The organism is Ruegeria haliotis (assembly GCF_013377785.1).
Classification (GTDB): Bacteria; Pseudomonadota; Alphaproteobacteria; order Rhodobacterales; family Rhodobacteraceae; genus Ruegeria; species Ruegeria haliotis.
Genome location: NZ_JABXWT010000011.1, coordinates 86,649 through 105,330, shown reverse-complemented (window position 1 = coordinate 105,330; position 18,682 = coordinate 86,649). Strand labels below are relative to the sequence as shown.

At 56.7% G+C, this 18,682-nt stretch carries 20 protein-coding genes; 12 read left to right on the top strand and 8 right to left on the bottom strand.

Translation table 11 applies throughout. The features are described 5' to 3' along the window. Positions 1 to 7 precede the first annotated feature (7 nt). From HW561_RS16575 to HW561_RS16560, 4 genes are all read right to left on the bottom strand, one after another. Complete coding sequence (locus tag HW561_RS16575; protein ID WP_176866483.1) at positions 8 to 367, bottom strand: cupin domain-containing protein; 360 nt, start codon at positions 365 to 367, stop codon at positions 8 to 10. 129 nt (positions 368 to 496) lie between these two features. Then, positions 497 to 844 (bottom strand): type I glutamate--ammonia ligase, encoded by a 348-nt coding sequence (locus tag HW561_RS16570; protein WP_176866482.1) that lies wholly within the window; start codon positions 842 to 844, stop codon positions 497 to 499. Continuing rightward, positions 769 to 1,395, bottom strand: coding sequence for a type I glutamate--ammonia ligase (locus tag HW561_RS16565; RefSeq protein WP_176866481.1), 627 nt, complete (start codon positions 1,393 to 1,395; stop codon positions 769 to 771). Before HW561_RS16565 ends, HW561_RS16570 begins: the two co-directional genes overlap by 76 nt. Further along, a complete protein-coding gene (locus HW561_RS16560; RefSeq protein ID WP_176866480.1) occupies positions 1,392 to 3,464 on the bottom strand; it encodes an oxidoreductase in 2,073 nt (690 codons plus the stop codon). Before HW561_RS16560 ends, HW561_RS16565 begins: the two co-directional genes overlap by 4 nt. A 136-nt stretch (positions 3,465 to 3,600) precedes the next feature. Between HW561_RS16560 and HW561_RS16555 the strand changes: the two genes are divergently transcribed. The 4 genes from HW561_RS16555 to HW561_RS16540 all read left to right on the top strand — a co-directional run bounded on the left by HW561_RS16555 (position 3,601) and on the right by HW561_RS16540 (position 6,272). After that, a complete protein-coding gene (locus HW561_RS16555; RefSeq protein ID WP_176866479.1) occupies positions 3,601 to 4,224 on the top strand; it encodes a TetR/AcrR family transcriptional regulator in 624 nt (207 codons plus the stop codon). A gap of 403 nt (positions 4,225 to 4,627) precedes the next feature. Beyond that, positions 4,628 to 5,047, top strand: a complete 420-nt coding sequence (locus HW561_RS16550; protein WP_176866478.1) for a hypothetical protein — start codon at positions 4,628 to 4,630, stop codon at positions 5,045 to 5,047. Beyond that, the gene (locus HW561_RS16545; RefSeq protein ID WP_176866477.1) at positions 5,044 to 5,574 is read left to right on the top strand and encodes a cupredoxin domain-containing protein; all 531 of its coding nucleotides are present in this window, start codon (positions 5,044 to 5,046) and stop codon (positions 5,572 to 5,574) included. The genes HW561_RS16550 and HW561_RS16545 overlap by 4 nt, the downstream gene beginning before the upstream one ends. Beyond that, positions 5,571 to 6,272, top strand: coding sequence for an RNA polymerase sigma factor (locus tag HW561_RS16540; RefSeq protein ID WP_176866476.1), 702 nt, complete (start codon positions 5,571 to 5,573; stop codon positions 6,270 to 6,272). The genes HW561_RS16545 and HW561_RS16540 overlap by 4 nt, the downstream gene beginning before the upstream one ends. Positions 6,273 to 6,503: 231 nt before the next feature. On the opposite strand, the gene HW561_RS16535 is transcribed toward HW561_RS16540, so the two are convergent. The 4 genes from HW561_RS16535 to HW561_RS16520 form a co-directional block, all read right to left on the bottom strand. Then, positions 6,504 to 6,764, bottom strand: a complete 261-nt coding sequence (locus HW561_RS16535) for a hypothetical protein (RefSeq protein WP_176866475.1) — start codon at positions 6,762 to 6,764, stop codon at positions 6,504 to 6,506. Between the two features lie 10 nt (positions 6,765 to 6,774). Next, positions 6,775 to 7,005 carry a hypothetical protein gene (locus HW561_RS16530; RefSeq protein ID WP_176866474.1) on the bottom strand — a complete coding sequence of 77 codons (231 nt, stop codon included), beginning with the start codon at positions 7,003 to 7,005 and terminating at the stop codon, positions 6,775 to 6,777. Between the two features lie 61 nt (positions 7,006 to 7,066). Continuing rightward, positions 7,067 to 8,542: an NAD-dependent succinate-semialdehyde dehydrogenase gene (locus HW561_RS16525; protein WP_176866473.1), complete on the bottom strand. Its 1,476-nt coding sequence runs from the start codon at positions 8,540 to 8,542 to the stop codon at positions 7,067 to 7,069. A gap of 1 nt (position 8,543) precedes the next feature. Next, positions 8,544 to 9,821, bottom strand: coding sequence for a 4-aminobutyrate--2-oxoglutarate transaminase (locus HW561_RS16520; RefSeq protein WP_176866472.1), 1,278 nt, complete (start codon positions 9,819 to 9,821; stop codon positions 8,544 to 8,546). Between the two features lie 154 nt (positions 9,822 to 9,975). On the opposite strand from HW561_RS16520, the gene HW561_RS16515 reads away from it, so the two are divergent. The 8 genes from HW561_RS16515 (at position 9,976) to HW561_RS16480 (ending at position 18,600) form a co-directional block, all read left to right on the top strand. Next, entirely contained in the window at positions 9,976 to 10,542 is a 567-nt protein-coding gene (locus HW561_RS16515; protein WP_176866471.1) for a cupin domain-containing protein, read from the top strand. Positions 10,543 to 10,689: 147 nt separating this feature from the next. Further along, on the top strand, positions 10,690 to 11,292 hold the full coding sequence (locus HW561_RS16510) for a helix-turn-helix domain-containing protein (protein ID WP_176866470.1): 603 nt from the start codon (positions 10,690 to 10,692) through the stop codon (positions 11,290 to 11,292). A gap of 107 nt (positions 11,293 to 11,399) precedes the next feature. Beyond that, the gene (locus tag HW561_RS16505; protein WP_176866469.1) at positions 11,400 to 12,983 is read left to right on the top strand and encodes an ABC transporter substrate-binding protein; all 1,584 of its coding nucleotides are present in this window, start codon (positions 11,400 to 11,402) and stop codon (positions 12,981 to 12,983) included. A gap of 56 nt (positions 12,984 to 13,039) precedes the next feature. After that, positions 13,040 to 13,981 carry an ABC transporter permease gene (locus tag HW561_RS16500; RefSeq protein WP_176866468.1) on the top strand — a complete coding sequence of 314 codons (942 nt, stop codon included), beginning with the start codon at positions 13,040 to 13,042 and terminating at the stop codon, positions 13,979 to 13,981. After that, entirely contained in the window at positions 13,978 to 14,829 is an 852-nt protein-coding gene (locus HW561_RS16495) for an ABC transporter permease (protein WP_176866466.1), read from the top strand. Before HW561_RS16500 ends, HW561_RS16495 begins: the two co-directional genes overlap by 4 nt. Before the next feature lie 3 nt (positions 14,830 to 14,832). Then, positions 14,833 to 15,825, top strand: coding sequence for an ABC transporter ATP-binding protein (locus HW561_RS16490; protein WP_176866464.1), 993 nt, complete (start codon positions 14,833 to 14,835; stop codon positions 15,823 to 15,825). After that, positions 15,822 to 16,817 (top strand): ABC transporter ATP-binding protein, encoded by a 996-nt coding sequence (locus tag HW561_RS16485; RefSeq protein ID WP_176866462.1) that lies wholly within the window; start codon positions 15,822 to 15,824, stop codon positions 16,815 to 16,817. Before HW561_RS16490 ends, HW561_RS16485 begins: the two co-directional genes overlap by 4 nt. Next, positions 16,810 to 18,600: an aminopeptidase P family protein gene (locus HW561_RS16480; protein ID WP_176866461.1), complete on the top strand. Its 1,791-nt coding sequence runs from the start codon at positions 16,810 to 16,812 to the stop codon at positions 18,598 to 18,600. Before HW561_RS16485 ends, HW561_RS16480 begins: the two co-directional genes overlap by 8 nt. Positions 18,601 to 18,682 lie beyond the last annotated feature (82 nt).

The following is an 18,682-nucleotide window of genomic DNA, read 5'->3' as shown; positions in this document are numbered from 1 at the left end:
GTGGCCTTTACGCGGCCGCCATTACATAGATTTTCTTAAAGCCATCGGTGACGCGGAATTCACCGCACCAGCCCCTGCGAACAACAAAATTTTCGCCGGCTTCAAATGTTTCGACATCCCCTTTGTCATCTGTCATCGTCAACGTACCCGCCACTACATGACAGTATTCATCTTCCGGGTAGCCTTCGCCAGAAAACACCTCAGCATAGGCGGTGGTTTCCCAGATCCCAACGGTCAGAGCTTCGCCGTCGTCGCCCATATATCCGACACCTTTTTCAATGGCGGTACCTTCGATGACGGTTGCTGGATCAACGAATTCAACTGGAGTCAGTTCGCTGTTTGTATCCATTTTGCGAAGCTTCGACATTTCGTTCCTTTCTTTGGAATACCAGATTCCTTTGGTGCTTTGTCTTCGTACCTGACCTGAGGCAGATAAAAATCATCGTTTCTGAATAGACTCATTTGCCCGGGCAAATGTTTGGCATTCTGAATCCGTTCAGATCCGGTCTCTGTATGTCTCGATTTCCAGATCCGTTATCTGGTTTTGAAACACGCTGAGCTCTTGCCGTTTGCAGTTGATGAAGGCTTCACGAAACAGTAGCGGCAGGATTGTTGTGATCCAATCACTGGTCTCAAACAGACGCAAAGCGTCCTGAAGATTGGCCACTACATTGGGATAGCCCTGATCGTAACATGACCCTTTGACGGGCGATGGTGGCTCCAGTTTTTGGTCCATCCCGTCCAGCGCCGCTGCTAAAATCGCCAATGTCACCAGATATGGGTTGGCGTCCGCACCAGCGAGGCGGTGCTCGATCCGGCGGGCCTTGTGGTTGCCGCCGTGCAATTGGCTCGTATATCCGCCAGCCAATCCGCAAAATGTTCAAGGTCATTAACCTGCGCGGTCTCGCGACCCTTTAGTTGCTGCCCGGTCCGGGGCGACAAAGGATGGCTCAACCGACCATCACGCCCATCATAAAGGTAGAATTCAAACTCCAAGGCAACAACCGGGCGCCAGCCACGGGCCTTGAAACGCTCAAGCAGGGCGATCAGAGCGTGGCGGCAACTGGTCTGCATGGGGCTGCCATCCTCCATCCAGAAATCCATCGCGACAAAGGCGTTGTGGCTGTTCAAAACCGATGGCATCGGCAGTCGCCCGGTGGGACGCATCACTACATCGCAATCACCGGTTTCCTGTACCTGGCTGCAATCGGGGATTTCGTCGTCCCAGATATCGACCGTCGCGGTAGACAGCGCCATGCGCGCGCTGCCTTCTTCCAGTTTGACGGCCTGCGCTGCGGGCACAGCCTTACCACGCATGATGCCATTCACATCGGGCGCGCACAGGATCAGGTTTTCGATCTGCGGGTTTTGTTCCACCCAGTCGGCAAGCGTCATACTACAGCGGGCCTTTCCCATTTGAACATATCCGGGTCATCTTGGCAGTTGGGGAACAGGCGGGCTGCCTTGTGCCCGGAATAGACCGACGCCGCGATGGTGCCGGGGGCATAGGCATCCCCGATCAGCTCCAGCGTCTTGATCCCTGCCTCCTTCAACTCGTCCGGTCGAGCTTTGAGGTCGAGGTAGATCCCATCCAGCGGCGCGCGTTCTGTCACCAGAAGCAAAGTATCGCAAGCGAGTTTCTCCTCTTCTTCGGAATAGATATTTTCCAATGCAACCCCGTCGACGGCGGCCTCAGTGATCACGCTGTTCAGATGCAGACTCACGCCGTTTTCGACTAGACTGGCCTGCACACGTTCCTGTTCCAGTGTCATCGCCGTCCAACTGGCGGCGGTGCTGGCATCGCTGACATAGGCCACTTCATGCCCTGCCGCGCGCAGTTTTTCCGCTAATGTGCTGGCCATATAGTAGTAGTCCAGATCATAGACGACGACGCGGCCAGTAACCTCGACCCCATCCATGATGTCATCCGGCGTGACCACTTTGATTTTGTCCAGACCCTTAATGACGTTGCGGTTGTCACGACCCTGACCGGTGCGTTTCCATTTCGATCCGGTTGCCACGATCACGTGTTCGAACCCGAACTCCAGGATGTCATCCCCGCTGAGCTTGCTGTCAAAATAGATGTCCACATCAGGGCGTGTTAGCAAGTAATGCTCACGGTAATCGCGCACCCGGATATAGCTGGCCAATCCCGGCAGACGGCTTTCGCGTGCTACGCGCCCGCCCAGTTCAGTGCCGGCCTCGGCGAGGGTCACAGGATGACCGCGGTTTGAGAGCTGAAGTGCTGCCTCCATCCCCGCCGGGCCGGAGCCCACGACCAGAACAGGGTCGGGGTTTTCCGCCTTTTCGATTTTCTCAGGATGCCAGCCACGCCGCCATTCCTCACCCATGGTGGGGTTCTGCGTACAACGGATCGGCACCGACATATTGTCACCGGACACGCAGATATTGCAGCCGATGCATTCGCGGATTTCCTCAATCCGATTGTCACGGATCTTGTTGGGCAGGAACGGATCGGCAATAGACGGACGCGCCGCGCCAATCATATCCAGATAGCCGTTTTTCAGCTGGCTCACCATGCCATCAGCCGAAGTAAAGCGGCCCACACCCACCACGGGTTTGGTGGTCAGTTTCTTGACCTCTTTGGTGTATTTGGTCTGATACCCTTCCTGCGGGGCAAAGCGAGCGGTCTGGCTGTCGTTGCTCCAATCCGCGACATTCACGTCCCAAAGATCGGGCAGTTCAGCGTACATTTCGACCACGGCACGACCTTCTTCCTCCCAAGTGATGCCCTCAGGGCCGCGCATCTCATCCACCGCAAAGCGGAAGGCGATGCCGCAAGTCTGGCCGACCTCTTCCTTGATGTCTTCTAGCAGCTCCCCAATCAGACGCGCGCGATTTTCAACACTGCCGCCATATTCGTCTGACCGGTCGTTGTAGCGTCGGGACAGGAAATGCATCGGCGTGACCATGTTGTGGCCTGCATACATATACACGATGTCATACCCAGCAATCTGGGCACGCCGTGCCGCATCACGGTACCACTGACGCAGATTACGGATATCGTCCTTATCCATGGCCCGGGCCTGTACCGGATCGCCGAAATCCCAAACGACCGACATGTTGGACGGACCCATCGGCGGAATGCGCGTGAACAGGTTTGCCGCCGCCATGCCATTATAGGCCAACTGAATAGCCGCCAGTGACCCATGTTCGTGGATCGCCTCAACCGTTTTGGCGTGATAGGGAATGTCGTCGTCGCTCCACAATCGCCCCTCGATCACGGGGTTGAGGTCGGCGCTTGGGTGAATCTCGACCTCTTCGGTGGATACGACGCCCCATCCCCCTTCGGCTTTCACTCCGCGCATTGCCGCCAGCGACTTGGGGCGGGCGTGCGCCATGCCGTTGCAGTGAGGCACCTGATAGAACCGGTTTGGAGCTGTCACAGGTCCGATTTTGACCGGTTCAAACAGTACGGAATACCTTGGATCGGTGAGCGACATGACGCCTCCTGTCTGAGTGGGTAAGACTTTCGCAACAATATTCACAAAAAATACGTTTGTTCAACTTTTTTACATACCACGCCATAACCTGTTAATGTATAGGTGTTTTCCAAAGGTCAGATGGAAGAAAGCCGCCATGGAAGCCACGCAAGAAATCAGTGCACGCGCTTTAAACAAGCAACGGAATCGGCAAAAACTGCTCGATGCAGGGGCACAAGCGATTCACAAATACGGTTTCAAGGCCACGACCATTGACCGCATTCAGGAGATTTCGGGCCTCTCACGTGGAATGGTCAATCAGTACTTTGACAATATGGAAGGCCTGCTGTGGGCAGTGGCCGAACAATTGATGCAGGACTATCTGCGCAATTGGCAGTCTGCGATTGAACATCCTGAGCTGAGTACGGCCGACAAGATCAGGGCTATGTTCAAGGCCGATTTGTCTGAAACGGTTTTGAATCCGCAATGCGTCGCAATCTGGTTTTCATTTCGCGCCGAGGTGCCAAAGACGTACAATTTTCGAGCCTTGATTGACAAAGGGGATCAGGGGACTCATCGAAAATTCAAATCCCTATGCGCCGAATTGAGCAAAGAAGGCGGCTACCCCGAGGGTGAGTCCGACCTCGCGGCCCTGACATTCACGGCACTTCTGGAAGGGTTCTGGACAGATTTCCACCTGCATTCTGATACATTCAACCCTGATCGTGCGATGTTAGCTTTGTTGCGTTCGGCCAAAAGCTTTTTCCCCAATCATTTTTGAAGGCGTGAGATGAAGCGCATAATCCGTTTTATGGTGTTTAATAGCAACAACCATTAACGCATTTAGCTTAGCACTCATTGATTTTATCAAGCTAGCATGCATCTCCGGTTGCAACGCTCGAACCAACCCGGTGCGATACGACAAGCACAGATACAAACGCCGCAACCGTCATCTATTGGCCATGGTGCCTGTTCCTGATTTTGCGCGCTTCAGAGTGTTCTTCAAAACGGGCCTTTGCGCATTCTGCAGCATGTAAAAATGTCGCTGGCGACACTCAGGCTGAGCTTTCACATCTTATCGGTCCAAAAAACAAGAAACACGGGAACTTTTTGGACCGCTCTGCATCCAAGAAATAGGTGCTTATCAAAACGCACCGGATGTAACCTTTGAAAAGGACATAACCATGCTGCGCAAATTCATATTTGGTGCGGGGTTTTTCGTCGCTGCTACAACAATCGCCAATGCTCATGATGAGAAGGCACTCATGAAGGCGCCTGCAGGCGATCCCTATGTGAAAGTGAGCGATGTATTGCCTTTGCCCGAGTTCATTCCGGGCCTCGGTACACTCTTCGTAGACCCGGCCACACTACCTGCCGGCCCATTTCTGGCTTATGACCGCGACGGTCAGCTATCAGCGAGTGTGTACATGACACCGCTTGAAGATCTGCAGAACGGTGTATCCTTTGACAGCCTCGGCATCGGATCGCACTCTGTCAGTTCCACCGATATCTACTACAATGCAGGTCACCCAGGCGTAGAAAAACCGCACGCACATGTCGTGCTGTTTCACGATGAAGGCGCAAAGGAGCGGCTCGCCGAATGATCTGGACGCGTCGCAATGTCATATGGCTCGGGGGTGGCGTGATGGCCTCCCTCGCGGATTCACGACGCCCGATCGCTCAAACGGTTGCTGAAGTTGAAATGCGTGGCAGTGCCCGTGGAGAACGTGTTTGGTATGATCCCTTCGGTCTTTTTGTTGCTCCCGGCACAACCATTCGTTTCACCAATCGCGATCCCGGCAACAGCCATACGGCGACCGCCTATCACCCGGATATCTATGATCGTAAACGGCGTATTCCCGCGGCAGCCGAACCTTGGGACAGCGACTTTCTGCTTCCTGACGAGTATTTCGAAGTCACGCTAACCGTTCCTGGGGTGTATGATTACTATTGCCTGCCGCATGAGATGACAGCGATGGTTGGTCGTATTGTGGTGGGGGGGGCCATCGATGCGGCTTGGGAAGGAAGCTCCGAGGATCAAGACGACGTGTCCGAGGAAGTTCTCTCAGCCTTGCCATTGGTAGAGAAGATCATCTCGGAAGGTGCCCTCAGACGGGAGGACGGGTTGTGAAGGTCAAAGCAAACCTCAGGCAAGAAGCACAAGCCGATGCAGCGAAATCCGAAGCGGACCTTGTTGCAGCCGCTCGGAGAGGAAGCGAACTGGCCGTTCGGGAACTTATTCGCCGTCTGAATCCCCGGCTGTTCCGTGTCGCGCGAGGTATCGTCGACAGCGATTCCGAGGCGGAGGAGGCGCTACAAGAGGCCTATCTTTCCGCGTTCAGCAAGCTGGAGAGTTTTCGCGAGCGCGCGCGTTTTTCCACCTGGATCACGCGGATTGTCATCAACGCATCGCAAATGCAACGAAGGCGAGCGCGTCCAGACGAAGAATACAACACCGTGGACGAAACCCACCTGCCCAGAGTTCTCGTGTTTCCGGGCCAAATGGCCGAGCTTCCTGAATCCGCACTTGGTCGGGCGCAGCTACGTGGGCTACTGGAATCCGCAGTTGCCGAACTACCACCCAGGATGCGCCTGCCATTCCTGCTGCGCGAGGTGGAAGGGATGAGTGTGATTGCCATCGCCAGAGAGCTGCGGATTAATCCGATAACCGTGAAAACACGCCTGTTTCGCGCCCGCCGCCGGTTACGTTCCACAATCGAGCAACAGATCCAAGGCGGCTTCGAGTCGATCTTCCCGTTTGGCGGCAAGCGCTGCGCTGACATGGCGGATCGTGTGGTAGATCGTCTGCAGGAAAATGTGAAGCTCTGACGCGTCTCACAATCAATAGACGAGTGCGGAACGCAGTGTTGGCACATTGAGTTAGATGTAACCGCTTTGACTGACGCTGCAACGCAGCTTTTGTGTTGCAGCCGATTCCGTATCACGCAGTATCTCGATCGCGGCGACAATCGAGCCAAACCCGCGTTTCATCAACGCCTGTCTTCTGGAAAATGCTTCTGAACCAAGTGTCCTTCACCATCGGATCGTAACGCGTGCAAATTATTCAATTGCGCGTGATGACCAACCCAGGCTGAGGTTCTTCCCGGTTGCCGTCTTGTACGAAACGTAGGCATCGACGTATTTTGTACCGTCGATCATGTGCCCGCCTGTTTTGACACCGTTTTTGAGTCGGTTTCCTGATACATCAAAATCCATCGCGATCCGGTCATAGAACTCTTCGAGGAACTCTCGGCCTTGCGCGTCCTTTGGCCCGCCCAGACGTGTTGCAATAGCGGGTGAAACGACACGCAGACGCTGCATAACGGCCTCATCAGTGTTTCCCGATCAGTGTCTTCAAGGGATGGATGGCATCGGTAGGATCGTAGATACGTCTTTCGAGATATTGCAGGTCGCGCATCCTGCCCGTCAACACCTTGTAACGGTACTGGGTTGACCAGACGGTGTGAGCGCGGTGATCGAAAATACAGTTTGTGCCGGTGGCACGCTGCATGACCTTACCCGATGGAAAATGTACCAATCGGTCGAGAGGCTCATATCCCATGAATAAGGTCATAACGCAGTGCTTCGCGCTGAAGCAGTTCCGACCAGGCGTCGGAGGGCGATCAGCCGATTTCGCCGATGCAGAGATATTTAACCTCCAGATAGTCCTCGGTGCCATATTTGGAGCCTTCGCGACCTAGGCCGGATTGCTTAATACCGCCGAATGGTGCGACTTCGGTCGAAATCAGGCCTGTATTGACCCCCACCATCCCACTCTCCAACGCCTCGGCCACGCGCCAAACTCGCGCCAGATCGCGGCTGTAGAAGTACGATGCGAGACCAAACTCGCTATCATTGGCCATCGCAATGACATCATTTTCGTCTTCAAATCGGAACAACGGCGCAACGGGGCCAAAGGTCTCTTCACGGGCCACTTTCATGTCACGTGTCACGCCGGTCAGAACAGTTGGGTTAAAGAATGTGCCACCCAATTCCGAGCGTCCGCCGCCTTCGATAACGCTGGCACCCTTGTTAACGGCATCGGCGATGTGATCTTCGACCTTATCCATCGCTGCCTCGTTGATAAGCGGGCCAGTGGTCACCCCATCGCCAAAGCCATCGCCAATGCTCAGACCAGACACCCTGGCCTTCAATTTCTCGGCAAAGGCATCATACACGCCTGCCTGTACGTAAATGCGGTTTGCACACACACAGGTCTGACCGTTGTTGCGGTATTTGGCGATCATTGCGCCTTCAACTGCAGCGTCGATATCGGCATCGTCAAATACGATGAATGGTGCGTTCCCACCAAGTTCAAGCGACATTTTTTTGATGGTGTCGCTGCACTGACTCATCAGGATTTTGCCGACGCGCGTTGATCCCGTGAAGGTGATCTTTGCGACTTTCTCATTCCTGCAGAGTTCCTTGCCGACACCCGAGCTGTCAGAGGACGGGATCACATTGAACACGCCTGCAGGGATGCCGGCCCGTTCACCCAATACAGCCATCGCCAGTGCCGACAATGGGGTCAGCTCAGCCGGGCGCGCAACAAAGGTACATCCCACGGCCAGCGCGGGGGCAACTTTGCGTGCAATCATCGCATTCGGAAAGTTCCACGGTGTAATCGACCCCACGACCCCCACAGGCTGCTTCAACACAACGATGCGTTTGTCCCGTTGGTGTCCAGGAATGACATCGCCGTAAATCCGTTTGGCTTCCTCGGCGAACCATTCAATGAACGATGCACCATACAGGATTTCACCTCGCGCTTCGGGCCAGGGTTTTCCCATTTCAGCAGTTAGGATCGTGGCCAGATCATCGGCGTGCTCGACCATCAGGTCATACCACTTACGCAGTACGGCGGCGCGCTCTTTACCGGTCCACTCGGCCCACGCCTTTTTGGCGGCATAGGCTGCATCGATGGCATCCGATGTGTCGGCAACATTCATGTCGGCAACTCGGGCGATCAAATTGCCATTGGCGGGGTTATAGACGGGGAACGTGTTCTCGCTGGCAACCCACTTGCCATCAACATAGGCGCAGGTTTCCAGTAGCTTCGGATCCTTGAGAGCCAACTTTGTTATATGGGTATCCAACATGTTATGCTCCCTTCACGGCGGCAAGCGACGCTTCAAGAATGTCCATGGCCTCGGCAAAAATATCATCCTGCACGGTCAGTGGTGCAAGAAAACGAATGACGTTGCCGTAGACGCCGCAGGTTAACAAAACCAAACCACGCGACAGGGCCTCGGCACGGACAGCATTGGCCATTTCCGGGTTGGGAGCGCTGCCATCGGCGGTGTTAAACTCAGCGGCAATCATCATGCCTTTGCCTCGGATATCGACGATTTCCGGAGTGTTCTCTCGCATGGCTTCCAGACGTTGCTTCAGGCGCGATCCCAATTCGTTAGCACGAGAACAAAGATCTTCTTCTTCGATCACGTCAAGCACGGCATTCGCCGCTGCTATGCTCAATGGGTTGCCACCATAAGTCCCCCCCAGGCCACCCGGTTGCGCGGCATCCATCAGGTCTTTCCGTCCTGTGACCGCCGCCAAGGGCAATCCGCCTGCGAGACCTTTGGCCATCGTGGTGATGTCAGCACTGACGTCGTAGTCATCCATCGCAAACAAGTTTCCGGTGCGGGCAAAACCAGTTTGCACTTCATCAGCGATCAGCACGATGCCATGCGTGTCACACAGGCCACGCAAGTCACGCATCAGCTCTGCCGGGGCGGGATAAAAACCACCTTCACCCTGAATGGGCTCAATGATGATTGCGGCGACGCGCTCGGGATCCAGATCAGCTTTGAACAGCTTGGTGAGCGCACCGATGGTTTCAGACACAGTGCCGCCATGCAACTCGACCGGGAATGGGACGTGATACACGTCAGGCATCATCGCACCAAAGCCCTTTTTGTACGGCTGAACCTTGCCGGTCAGAGACATGCCCATGAAAGTCCGGCCGTGAAAACCGCCGCCAAATGCGATAATCGCCGGGCGCCCTGTAGCCGCACGGGCGATTTTTATCGCGTTTTCAACAGCCTCGGCGCCTGTTGTGACAAACACGGTTTTCTTCTCGAAATCACCGGGTACTTTTTCGTTAAGGCGTTCAGCCAACCGGATGTAATTCTCATACGGCAGAACCTGATGGCAGGTATGCGTGAAATTGGCGGCTTGTTTCTGCACCGCTTCCATTACCTTGGGGTGGCAATGCCCGGTGTTCACAACCGCGATGCCAGCGGCAAAATCGATGTAGCGTTTACCCTCGACATCCCACACTTCGGAATTTTTCGCGCGCTCGACGTAAACCTGTGTTTGCATGCCAACACCTTGTGAGATGGCGGCATCCCGGCGTTTTGATATTTCTGCGTTCAACACGACGTTTCCTTTCGCGGTATGTCGGATTTCGAAGTCCGAATTTATTGACTGCGGAAATCTACAGTAGTTCAGGACAGCCAAATAGTCTGTTTCTTTCTTGCGGTAAGATATTGTAATATCGACTAGCACAGTGTCAGTGTTCAGGATAACCAACATGACTAACAGTTCTAAAGAGGAAATGGAGCTAGGATACCGTCTCAGGTTTTTGCGCGAGCGGGTCGGAATGTCACAACGCGCGCTTGCCAGGAATACGGGCGTCCCTAACTCAACTATTTCTTTGATAGAATCCGGAAAAATGAATCCGTCAGTCGGGGCGCTGAGACGGATACTCGACGGGCTTTCCGTCAGCCTGTCCGAGTTTTTTGCATACCAGCCAGAGGCCGAAAAAACCATCTTTTACGCAGCAGAAGACCTGCCTGAGATCGGAAAGGGCGGGGTTTCACTGAAACAAGTGGGAACAAACCTGTTTGGACGGGCCATGATGATCCTAAAAGAAACTTATCAGGTTGGGGCAGACACTGGCCGGGTGCTCTATGGGCACGAAGCTGAAGAAGGCGGGATTGTGATTGAAGGACGTGTAGAAATCACAGTTGGTGAGCGTCGCAAAATTCTGGGCGTTGGGGACGCATACTATTTTGATAGCCGGATGCCACATAGGTTCAGGCAAGTGGGGCCAGAGAAATGCGTCATTGTCAGCGCTTGCACACCACCGACATTCTAAGTTCCCGGCTCATTGACTTACGGCCAGAACAAGATGGTAGCCGCAAGGTCGCAAGCCGGATTTTTAGCATGACTAAAATAAATTTTGATCTTCCTGTCATTCTTCTGTTCAATGGGCACAAACCAATTGAACAGCAGGAGAAGCCGCATGCAGGCCCCGAATATGCGCGCCAAAACCAAAGCCAAAGGGCAGCCGACCGAATTGGGTCAGGCGATCCGGCGGCGGCGCAAGGCCATGACCATGACGTTGGATCAGGTGGCCAAGGCGGCGGATCTGACCACGGGCTTTCTGTCTCAGGTCGAACGCGGGATCAGTTCACCTTCGCTGACCTCTTTGATGGCGATTGCGGCGGCGTTGCAAACCAGTGTCGAACAGTTGCTCAGCGTGCCCCGGGTGTTCTCGGAATATGTCGCAAAAGAAAACAGACAGACCTATTCTCTTGGTACACGTGGGCGATTTTATGAAAAGCTCGGGCCGGGTTTTGCCGGGGCCTTGTTCCACCCGCAGATCGTGCATCGCCCGCCGGGCCATGTGTCGGAAAAGATGTGCCACGTGGGCGAGGCGTTTTGTTATCTCCTGTCGGGGCAGCTTGAATATCAACTGGGTGACAAGGTTTTTGTGATGTCGCCAGGCGACGTCATTCACCACGATACGTCGGTGCGCCACTATTCAGTTGTACTGGGGGAAACAGAGGCGGTCGAGCTTTGGGTGACGACATCCCCGATCAGTGAGGCGGGCCCTAAAAATTGAATGTACGGTAACAAAATTTCAGCTATTACTAAAAAACTCTTTAGTAATACTAAGAATCGCTTATTCTCCACTCGCATAACGTAAAAACGTTGCGGGAGGAGAAGAGGATGAAACTGAAAACGGTATTGGGAGTGACCGTAGCTGCGACCCTGGCATTGCCTGTGGCCGCGCAGGAACGCGGCGGGACGCTGAATTTTGCCCGCTATGACGGGTCACGGCTGATCGACCCGATCTATGCGGATCGCAACCCGGATATCTGGATGGTGGGCAGCCTGTTCGACACGCTGCTGCGCGGCAGTGCCGATGGCAACTCGGTCGATCCGGGTCTGGCCGAAAGCTATACGGTGTCCGAGGACGGCAAGACCGTTACCTTGACTTTGCGCGACGGCGTCCAGTTCGCTGACGGATCGCGCCTGTCCGGCGAAGACGTCGTGTTCTCTCTGGACCGGGCACGTAATCCTGACCTGAGCCCGTGGGCTGGTTTGTTGGGGTCGATCAACTCGGTTTCGGCAGATGGCAACGCCATCACTATCACGCTGAACGACCCGGACCCGACCATTCTGTCAATGCTGGCCACATTCAACACCGCCATCGTATCCAAGGCAGCATTCGATGCCGCCGTGGGTGAGACCGATCAGGACAAATCCGCCGCCATTTTTGCCGTCACAGCCGCAGGCGTCGGGTCCGGCCCGTTCTATCTGTGCGGGTTCGAACAGGGCGCTTCGATGGATTTCTGCGCTAACGAAAACTACTGGCGCATTGGCGCGGATGGCGAACCCCTGCCCTACCTGGACAGTGTGCATTTCGAAATTGTCCCCGATGACGCCACGCGCATCCTGCGTCTGCAGGCGGGCGAGGTCGATGCGGCCGAATTCATCCCGTTCAGCCGCGTGGCAGAGCTGGAGTCCGATCCAAACATCAACATGCAGCTCTACCCATCGACGCGGATCATCTATTCGCCGATCAACACCCGCGAAAGCCGCGCCGATGGCTCGCCCAATCCGCTGGCGGATGCCCGTGTTCGGCAGGCGCTGAACTATGGCACCAACAAGGATGCGCTGATCGGCGTGGTTCTGCACGGGGCCGGGCAACCGATGAGCTCACCCCTGATGGCGAAGGCGACGCAATACGCCGCGGATCTAAGCCCGCTCTATTCCTATGATCTGGAAAAAGCCAAATCACTGATAGCCGAAGCCGGGGTGGAACCGGGCACGCAGGTCACGCTAACCACGCTGGCCGGATCGGCGGATGACGCAACAATCTTTGCCGCATTGCAACAGATGTGGGGGGAACTGGGCATCGAACTGGTGGTCGAGCAGGTAGACGGCGCCACACGCGGCGCCAAGAACCGCTCGGGCGAGTTCGACATCCATACCTATGGTTGGGTCAATGACGTGAACGACCCCAGTCAGGTTGTCGGTTGGTTGGGCTACACCCCGACTGCCAAGGCTGTCGGCACTGGATGGGAGAATGCCGAGTTCAACAAACTGTTCGAAGAAGCCGCGAACGAGATGGACCCAGAGGCCCGCAAAGCCAAGTTCGCCCGGATGCAGGAGCTGTATGCCGATGCATCGCCGCTGTTGTTCATGTATGAGACCCCCTTTGCCGTGGCCGTTGGAAAATCGGTTGAGGGCTATGTTCAGACCCCATTGGGCAATAACATCTTCGATGAAGCAACAGTCAGCCGTTAAGAACTGACCCCCTGCCTCGCCGCAAAACGCGGCGGGGCCTTTTGCGGAGCATCGAATTGTCCAGCTTGTCCTATATATTCAAACGGCTTTTGCTGATGATCCCGACCTTCTTTCTGGTCATGGTCATCATCTTTATGCTGGTGCGCCTGCTGCCGGGTGATCCGGCCATTGCAATGGCCGGGGATCGCGCCTCGGACGCCGATATTCAGGCCATTCGCGAGCGGTTGGGCCTCACCCAGCCAATGCTGGTGCAGTTCTGGCTGTTTCTCAGCAATACCGTGCAGGGCGATCTGGGCCGGTCGATCCTGATGCGGACGGATGTGGCCAGCGTTATCGCTGACCGCCTGCCGATCACTGTGTTTCTGGCCGTGTATTCCGTGGTGCTATCGCTGCTGATCGCCGGGCCACTGGCCTTTGTCGCAGCACTCAATCGCGGGCGCTGGCCGGATGCCGTAATCCGCACCGTGTTTCAGGTCGGCCTGTCGATGCCCGTCTTCTACATCGGACTGGTATTGCTGACTTTTCTGGCCGCGCAACTGCGTCTGTTTCCCGTGGGCGGTTATGGCGACACGTTTGGCGAACGGCTGTATCATCTGTTTCTGCCCTCGGTCACCGTTGCGCTTTATACATCAGCCATCATCATGCGGAACCTGCGCAGCGCGATTATTGAGGTGCTGGACGCCGAATATGTCCAATTTGCCCGCGCCAAAGGCTTGCCGCCGCGCCTGATCCTGGGTCGGCACGTTCTGCGCAACGCGCTGATTTCCACCGTCACTCTGCTGGGCCTGTCCATCGGCAATCTGATGAGCGGCACGCTGGTGACCGAGACCGTCTTTGCCGTCCCGGGCATGGGGCGGTTGATGCTCGAAGCGATCTTTGCGCGTGACTATCCGCTGATCCAAGGACTGACGTTGACCTTCGCCCTTCTCGTCTCGCTGGTGTTCCTGATGACCGACCTGTTTCAGAGCCGCCTTGACCCAAGGATGCGCCTGCAATGAGTGACGCAACTTTTCCCACTGACCGCCCTTCCCTGCTGCGAATGGCTCTGTGCAAACCGGGATTTATGGTCGGGATATTGATCATTGGGTTTTCCGTCCTGCTGGCGATATTTCCGGGGTTTTTCGCCCCCTATGATCCAAATGCCCTTGATTATCTGGCGGTCCGGCAACCGCCCTCATGGGCGCATCCGTTCGGAACGGATCTGCTGGGACGGGACAGCCTGTCGCGGGTGATCTGGGCCTATCAGGTCAACATGCAGATGGCGGTTTTCGGGACGGTGTTTGCCTTGGTGACTGGTGTCGTGGTCGGCGCTCTGGTCGGGTACTACCGCGGCATTGCCGATCTGATTTTTGGCCGGATTGTCGATGCGGTGATCACTTTCCCCTTCCTCGTTCTGGTTATCGCAGTCGTTGCGGTGCTGGGACCGGGGCTGATCAATATGTATATCGCGATCTCGGTCGTGTACTGGGTCTATTACGCGCGCCTGATGCGGGCCGAGGTCATCGCCCAGATGGGCAACGACTATGCTGCCGCCGGGGTGGTGATGGGCTATTCCGACCGGCGTATCATCTTCCGTCACCTGCTGCCCAATGCGATCACGCCAGTCGTAGTCTACTGGATGACCGACATGGCGCTGGTGATCCTGCTGGGGTCATCGCTGGGCTATCTTGGTCTTGGCGCGCAGCCGCCGCAGGCGGAATGGGGTGTGCTGATCGCCGAGGGGCGCAATTTCATTTCCACCGCTTGGTGGCTGAGCCTGATGCCCGGTATCGCCATCGTCCTGACCGGCCTTGGCTTTTCGCTGCTGGGTGACGGGTTGGCCGATCTGCTGAGACCGCGGGGATAGGATATGCAGGACCAATCACCAATCCTCGAGGTCGACCGCCTCAACACCACCTTCCACCGCAACGGGCGCCCCCTGCCCGCTTTGCGCGATGTCAGTTTCAGCGTCGCACGCGGTGAGGTTCTGGGGCTGGTCGGTGAAAGCGGATCGGGCAAAAGCGTCACCTTGCGTTCGATTATCGGATTGGCGCGGCGATATGGCGAGGTCACGGGTCAGATCCTCTGGCAGGGCCGCGACTTACTGCCCATGCCCGACCGGGCACTGCGGCAGGTTCAGGGCCGCGAGATCGCAATGATCTTTCAGGAACCGATGACCTCGCTCAACCCATTGCTGACGGTTGGGTTGCAGCTTGAGGAAACGCTTCAATCCCATACCGATCTGCCGCGCGCCGCGCGTCGGGATCGCGCGGTTGAGATGCTGGATCTGGTCGGCATCCCGTCGGCCGCGCAAAGGCTTAAGGACTATCCGCACCAGTTCTCGGGTGGCATGCGGCAACGGGTGATGATCGCCATCGCGCTGGCCGCCAACCCCAAACTGCTGCTGGCGGATGAGCCGACAACGGCGCTGGACGTGACCATTCAGGCGCAAATCCTTGACCTGATCCTGCGGCTCGCGGATGAAATGGATATGGGCGTTGTGCTGGTCACCCATGATCTGGGCGTTGTGGCCCAGACCTGTGACAACGTTGCGGTGATGTACGCGGGTCGGATCGTTGAACAGGGGCCTGTACGCGACGTCCTGAGGGAACCGCGTCATCCCTACACAGTCGGGCTGATGCGCTCTGTGCCCGAAAATCTGCCGCCGCGCACGCCGCTTTATTCGGTGCCCGGTACACCACCTGGTCTGGATGCGCTGCCGCCGGGGTGTGCCTTTGCCCCGCGCTGCGCCGCCTGTATCCAACCCTGTCAGCAAGACCGCCCCGGATTGTCCCTGATCGCCGACGGTCGGCAGGTGGCATGTTTTAACCCGGTCACCAAAGCCGAGGGAAATGCCGCATGACCACCGTGATGCAAATCCGCGACCTGCACTTGCGCTTTCCGTTGGGCCGCAGCCTGATGGACCACGTAAAAGGCCGCCCCGGACGGGTGGTTCAGGCGCTTAACGGTGTCAGTCTGGATCTTATCCAAGGTGAAACGCTGGGCGTTGTCGGGGAATCAGGATGCGGAAAATCCACTTTGGCGCGCTGTATCGTGCGTCTGTATCCCCCCAGTGAGGGTTCAATTCTGTTCGAGGGTCAGGATGTTTTCGCCGGGGATGCCCGCGCGGACCGCAGCTACAACCGGCGCGTCCAGATGATGTTTCAGGATCCCTATTCGTCGCTCAACCCGCGCATGACCACCGGCCAGATTCTGGCTGAGGCGCTGAGCGTGCACCAGATGCGCCCCGAACCCGAGATCCCTGCCCGGGTATCCGAATTGCTGGAACTGGTGCGTCTGCCGCAGGACGCGCAGCACAGGTTGCCGCACGAGTTTTCGGGCGGTCAGCGTCAACGTATCGCTATCGCCCGTGCGCTGGCTGTGGAACCCGAAGTGCTGATCGCGGATGAGCTGGTTTCGGCGCTGGACGTCTCGGTTCAGGCACAAGTGGTCAATCTGCTGCTGGATTTGCAACGCGATCTGGGCTTGACCATTCTGTTTGTGGCGCATGACCTGCGTCTGGTCCGGCATGTCTCGAACCGGGTGGCTGTGATCTATTTGGGCCGCATCGTCGAGATCGGCGATAGCGAGACGCTGTTCTCGGCCCCCGCCCATCCCTATAGTCAGGCGCTGCTTTCTGCCGCGCCCTCGCTAAACCCCGACAACCGGGGCAACGCAACCCGCCTGGAAGGCGAACTGCCGTCCCCCCTGAACATGCCCTCGGGCTGCCCGTTCCATGTCCGCTGCCCCCATGCCAGCGATATCTGCAAATCCACGATCCCTGCCCTGACACCTTTCGAAGGCTGCGGCGAAGTGGCCTGCCATCATGTTGAAGAGATTAACGCCCATGCTTGATGCCCCCAATACCGACCAGCACCCTGTCATATCCGCCCTACGGAGTGAGTTGCAGGCGCGGGGTCTGGATGCGTTCATCCTGCCGCGCTTTGACGCGCATCAGGCCGAGTATGTCGCCCCGCATGACGAACGGCTGGCCCATGTGACCGGCTTCACCGGATCAGCAGGCATGGCGATTGTGACCCAAGAAACCGTGGCTCTGTTTGTCGACGGGCGCTATGTGGTGCAGGCTGCGAGCCAATGCGCCGGACCTGTATTCTCGCACCATCATCTTTTTGACGAGCCCCCCGAGGTCTGGCTAGCCTCGGTCGCACAGGACGGTTGGTCCATTGGCTTTGATGCAATGCACCTGCCGCCCGCCTGGTATGACCGCTTTGCTGATGAACTGGCAGAAAGCACCGCGCTGCTGGCCCCTGTCGAAGGCAACCCGGTCGATGCGATCTGGCCTGACCAGCCAGCACCGCCCATGGGATTGATCGAACCCTTTCCGTTGCAATTTGCGGGCAAAAGCTCAAACGACAAGATCGCCGATCTGGTTGCCGAGATGCAGACGCGTGGTGCCGCGATGATGATCGAAACCCAGCCCGATAACATTGCATGGCTGCTCAACATTCGCGGCTCGGACGTGGCGTTCAACCCGCTTGCGCATTCCTTTGTCCTCGCCGAGTGTTCAGGCGACGTGCACTGGTTCGTGGCGGATCAAAAGTTGACCACTGATGTGCGCGATCACCTGCAGCCCGAGGTTCAAGTCCATTCCCTGAATGCCTTTCTGCCAGCGCTGACAGAACGCGTGCAACCCGGGCAAGGCGTCATGTTCGACCCCGATTTTTCGCCCTCCGCCACCCGGCTCGTTCTGAAAAAGGCCGACGCAAAAGAACTGCCTGTAAAAAGTCCGATCACCTTGGCCAAAGCGCGAAAGAACCCGACTGAACTGGAGGGGCTGCGCAATTGTCATATTCGCGACGGCGTGGCCTTGACTGAATTCTGCGCCTGGCTGGCGGCCGAGGTTCCCGCCCGCGCTACGCACAACCGCCGGGTCAGCGAGCATGAGGCCGAAGAAAAGGTCCTGTTCTATCGCCGCGCCCAGCCCGGTTTCATAAGCGAGAGCTTTCGTACGATCTCGGCCGCAGGTGGCAACGCAGCGATGTGCCATTACGCCGTCAATCCGGAGACCAGCGGAACTATCTCTCCCGACGGCACTTATCTGCTGGATTCAGGCGGGCAATATGAGACCGGCACAACGGATGCGACACGCAGCTTTTCGTTCGGCCCTCACCGGCCCGAGGGCTATGACCACGCCTATACGGCCGTATTCAAGGCCTTCCACGCGCTGGCCACGCTCCGCTTCCCACCCGGGACACAGGGCCATCATATCGACGCGATCTGCCGCCGTCCGCTATGGGATCTGGGGTTGGATTACGACCACGGCACCGGGCATGGCATCGGCCATCGCCTGTCCGTACATGAACACCCCCAACGTATTGGCAAACCCTATAACCCGATTGATCTGGTTCCCGGAATGATCCTGTCCATAGAGCCGGGGTTTTATCGGGCCAACGCATTCGGTATCCGCATCGAAAACCTGTTCGAAATCATTCAGGCTGACGATGGGTTCATGGAGTTCCGCAACTTGACATGGGTGCCCATCCAGACGGACATGCTGCTGAATGACAAGCTGACCACACCCGAGCGCGGCTGGCTATCCGCCTATCACGCCACAGTGCTGGAACGGATTGGCCCGCATCTGTCCGAGGTGGGGTTGGCCTGGGCGAAACAGACCTGATCAAATACAAACATGCCTTCACCAAACCAGCCGCATTGGACTCTGGTGCAACGTTTTAGCTCGTGAGGCGTGTGAGGTTTGC

Coding starts and splice junctions, on each gene's coding strand:
- HW561_RS16575 (WP_176866483.1), bottom strand. CDS start 367: ATGTCGAAGCTTCGCAAAATGGATACAAACAGCGAACTGACTCCAGTT.
- HW561_RS16565 (WP_176866481.1), bottom strand. CDS start 1,395: ATGACGCTTGCCGACTGGGTGGAACAAAACCCGCAGATCGAAAACCTG.
- HW561_RS16560 (WP_176866480.1), bottom strand. CDS start 3,464: ATGTCGCTCACCGATCCAAGGTATTCCGTACTGTTTGAACCGGTCAAA.
- HW561_RS16555 (WP_176866479.1), top strand. CDS start 3,601: ATGGAAGCCACGCAAGAAATCAGTGCACGCGCTTTAAACAAGCAACGG.
- HW561_RS16550 (WP_176866478.1), top strand. CDS start 4,628: ATGCTGCGCAAATTCATATTTGGTGCGGGGTTTTTCGTCGCTGCTACA.
- HW561_RS16545 (WP_176866477.1), top strand. CDS start 5,044: ATGATCTGGACGCGTCGCAATGTCATATGGCTCGGGGGTGGCGTGATG.
- HW561_RS16535 (WP_176866475.1), bottom strand. CDS start 6,764: ATGCAGCGTCTGCGTGTCGTTTCACCCGCTATTGCAACACGTCTGGGC.
- HW561_RS16530 (WP_176866474.1), bottom strand. CDS start 7,005: ATGGGATATGAGCCTCTCGACCGATTGGTACATTTTCCATCGGGTAAG.
- HW561_RS16525 (WP_176866473.1), bottom strand. CDS start 8,542: ATGTTGGATACCCATATAACAAAGTTGGCTCTCAAGGATCCGAAGCTA.
- HW561_RS16515 (WP_176866471.1), top strand. CDS start 9,976: ATGACTAACAGTTCTAAAGAGGAAATGGAGCTAGGATACCGTCTCAGG.
- HW561_RS16510 (WP_176866470.1), top strand. CDS start 10,690: ATGCAGGCCCCGAATATGCGCGCCAAAACCAAAGCCAAAGGGCAGCCG.
- HW561_RS16505 (WP_176866469.1), top strand. CDS start 11,400: ATGAAACTGAAAACGGTATTGGGAGTGACCGTAGCTGCGACCCTGGCA.
- HW561_RS16495 (WP_176866466.1), top strand. CDS start 13,978: ATGAGTGACGCAACTTTTCCCACTGACCGCCCTTCCCTGCTGCGAATG.
- HW561_RS16490 (WP_176866464.1), top strand. CDS start 14,833: ATGCAGGACCAATCACCAATCCTCGAGGTCGACCGCCTCAACACCACC.
- HW561_RS16485 (WP_176866462.1), top strand. CDS start 15,822: ATGACCACCGTGATGCAAATCCGCGACCTGCACTTGCGCTTTCCGTTG.
- HW561_RS16480 (WP_176866461.1), top strand. CDS start 16,810: ATGCTTGATGCCCCCAATACCGACCAGCACCCTGTCATATCCGCCCTA.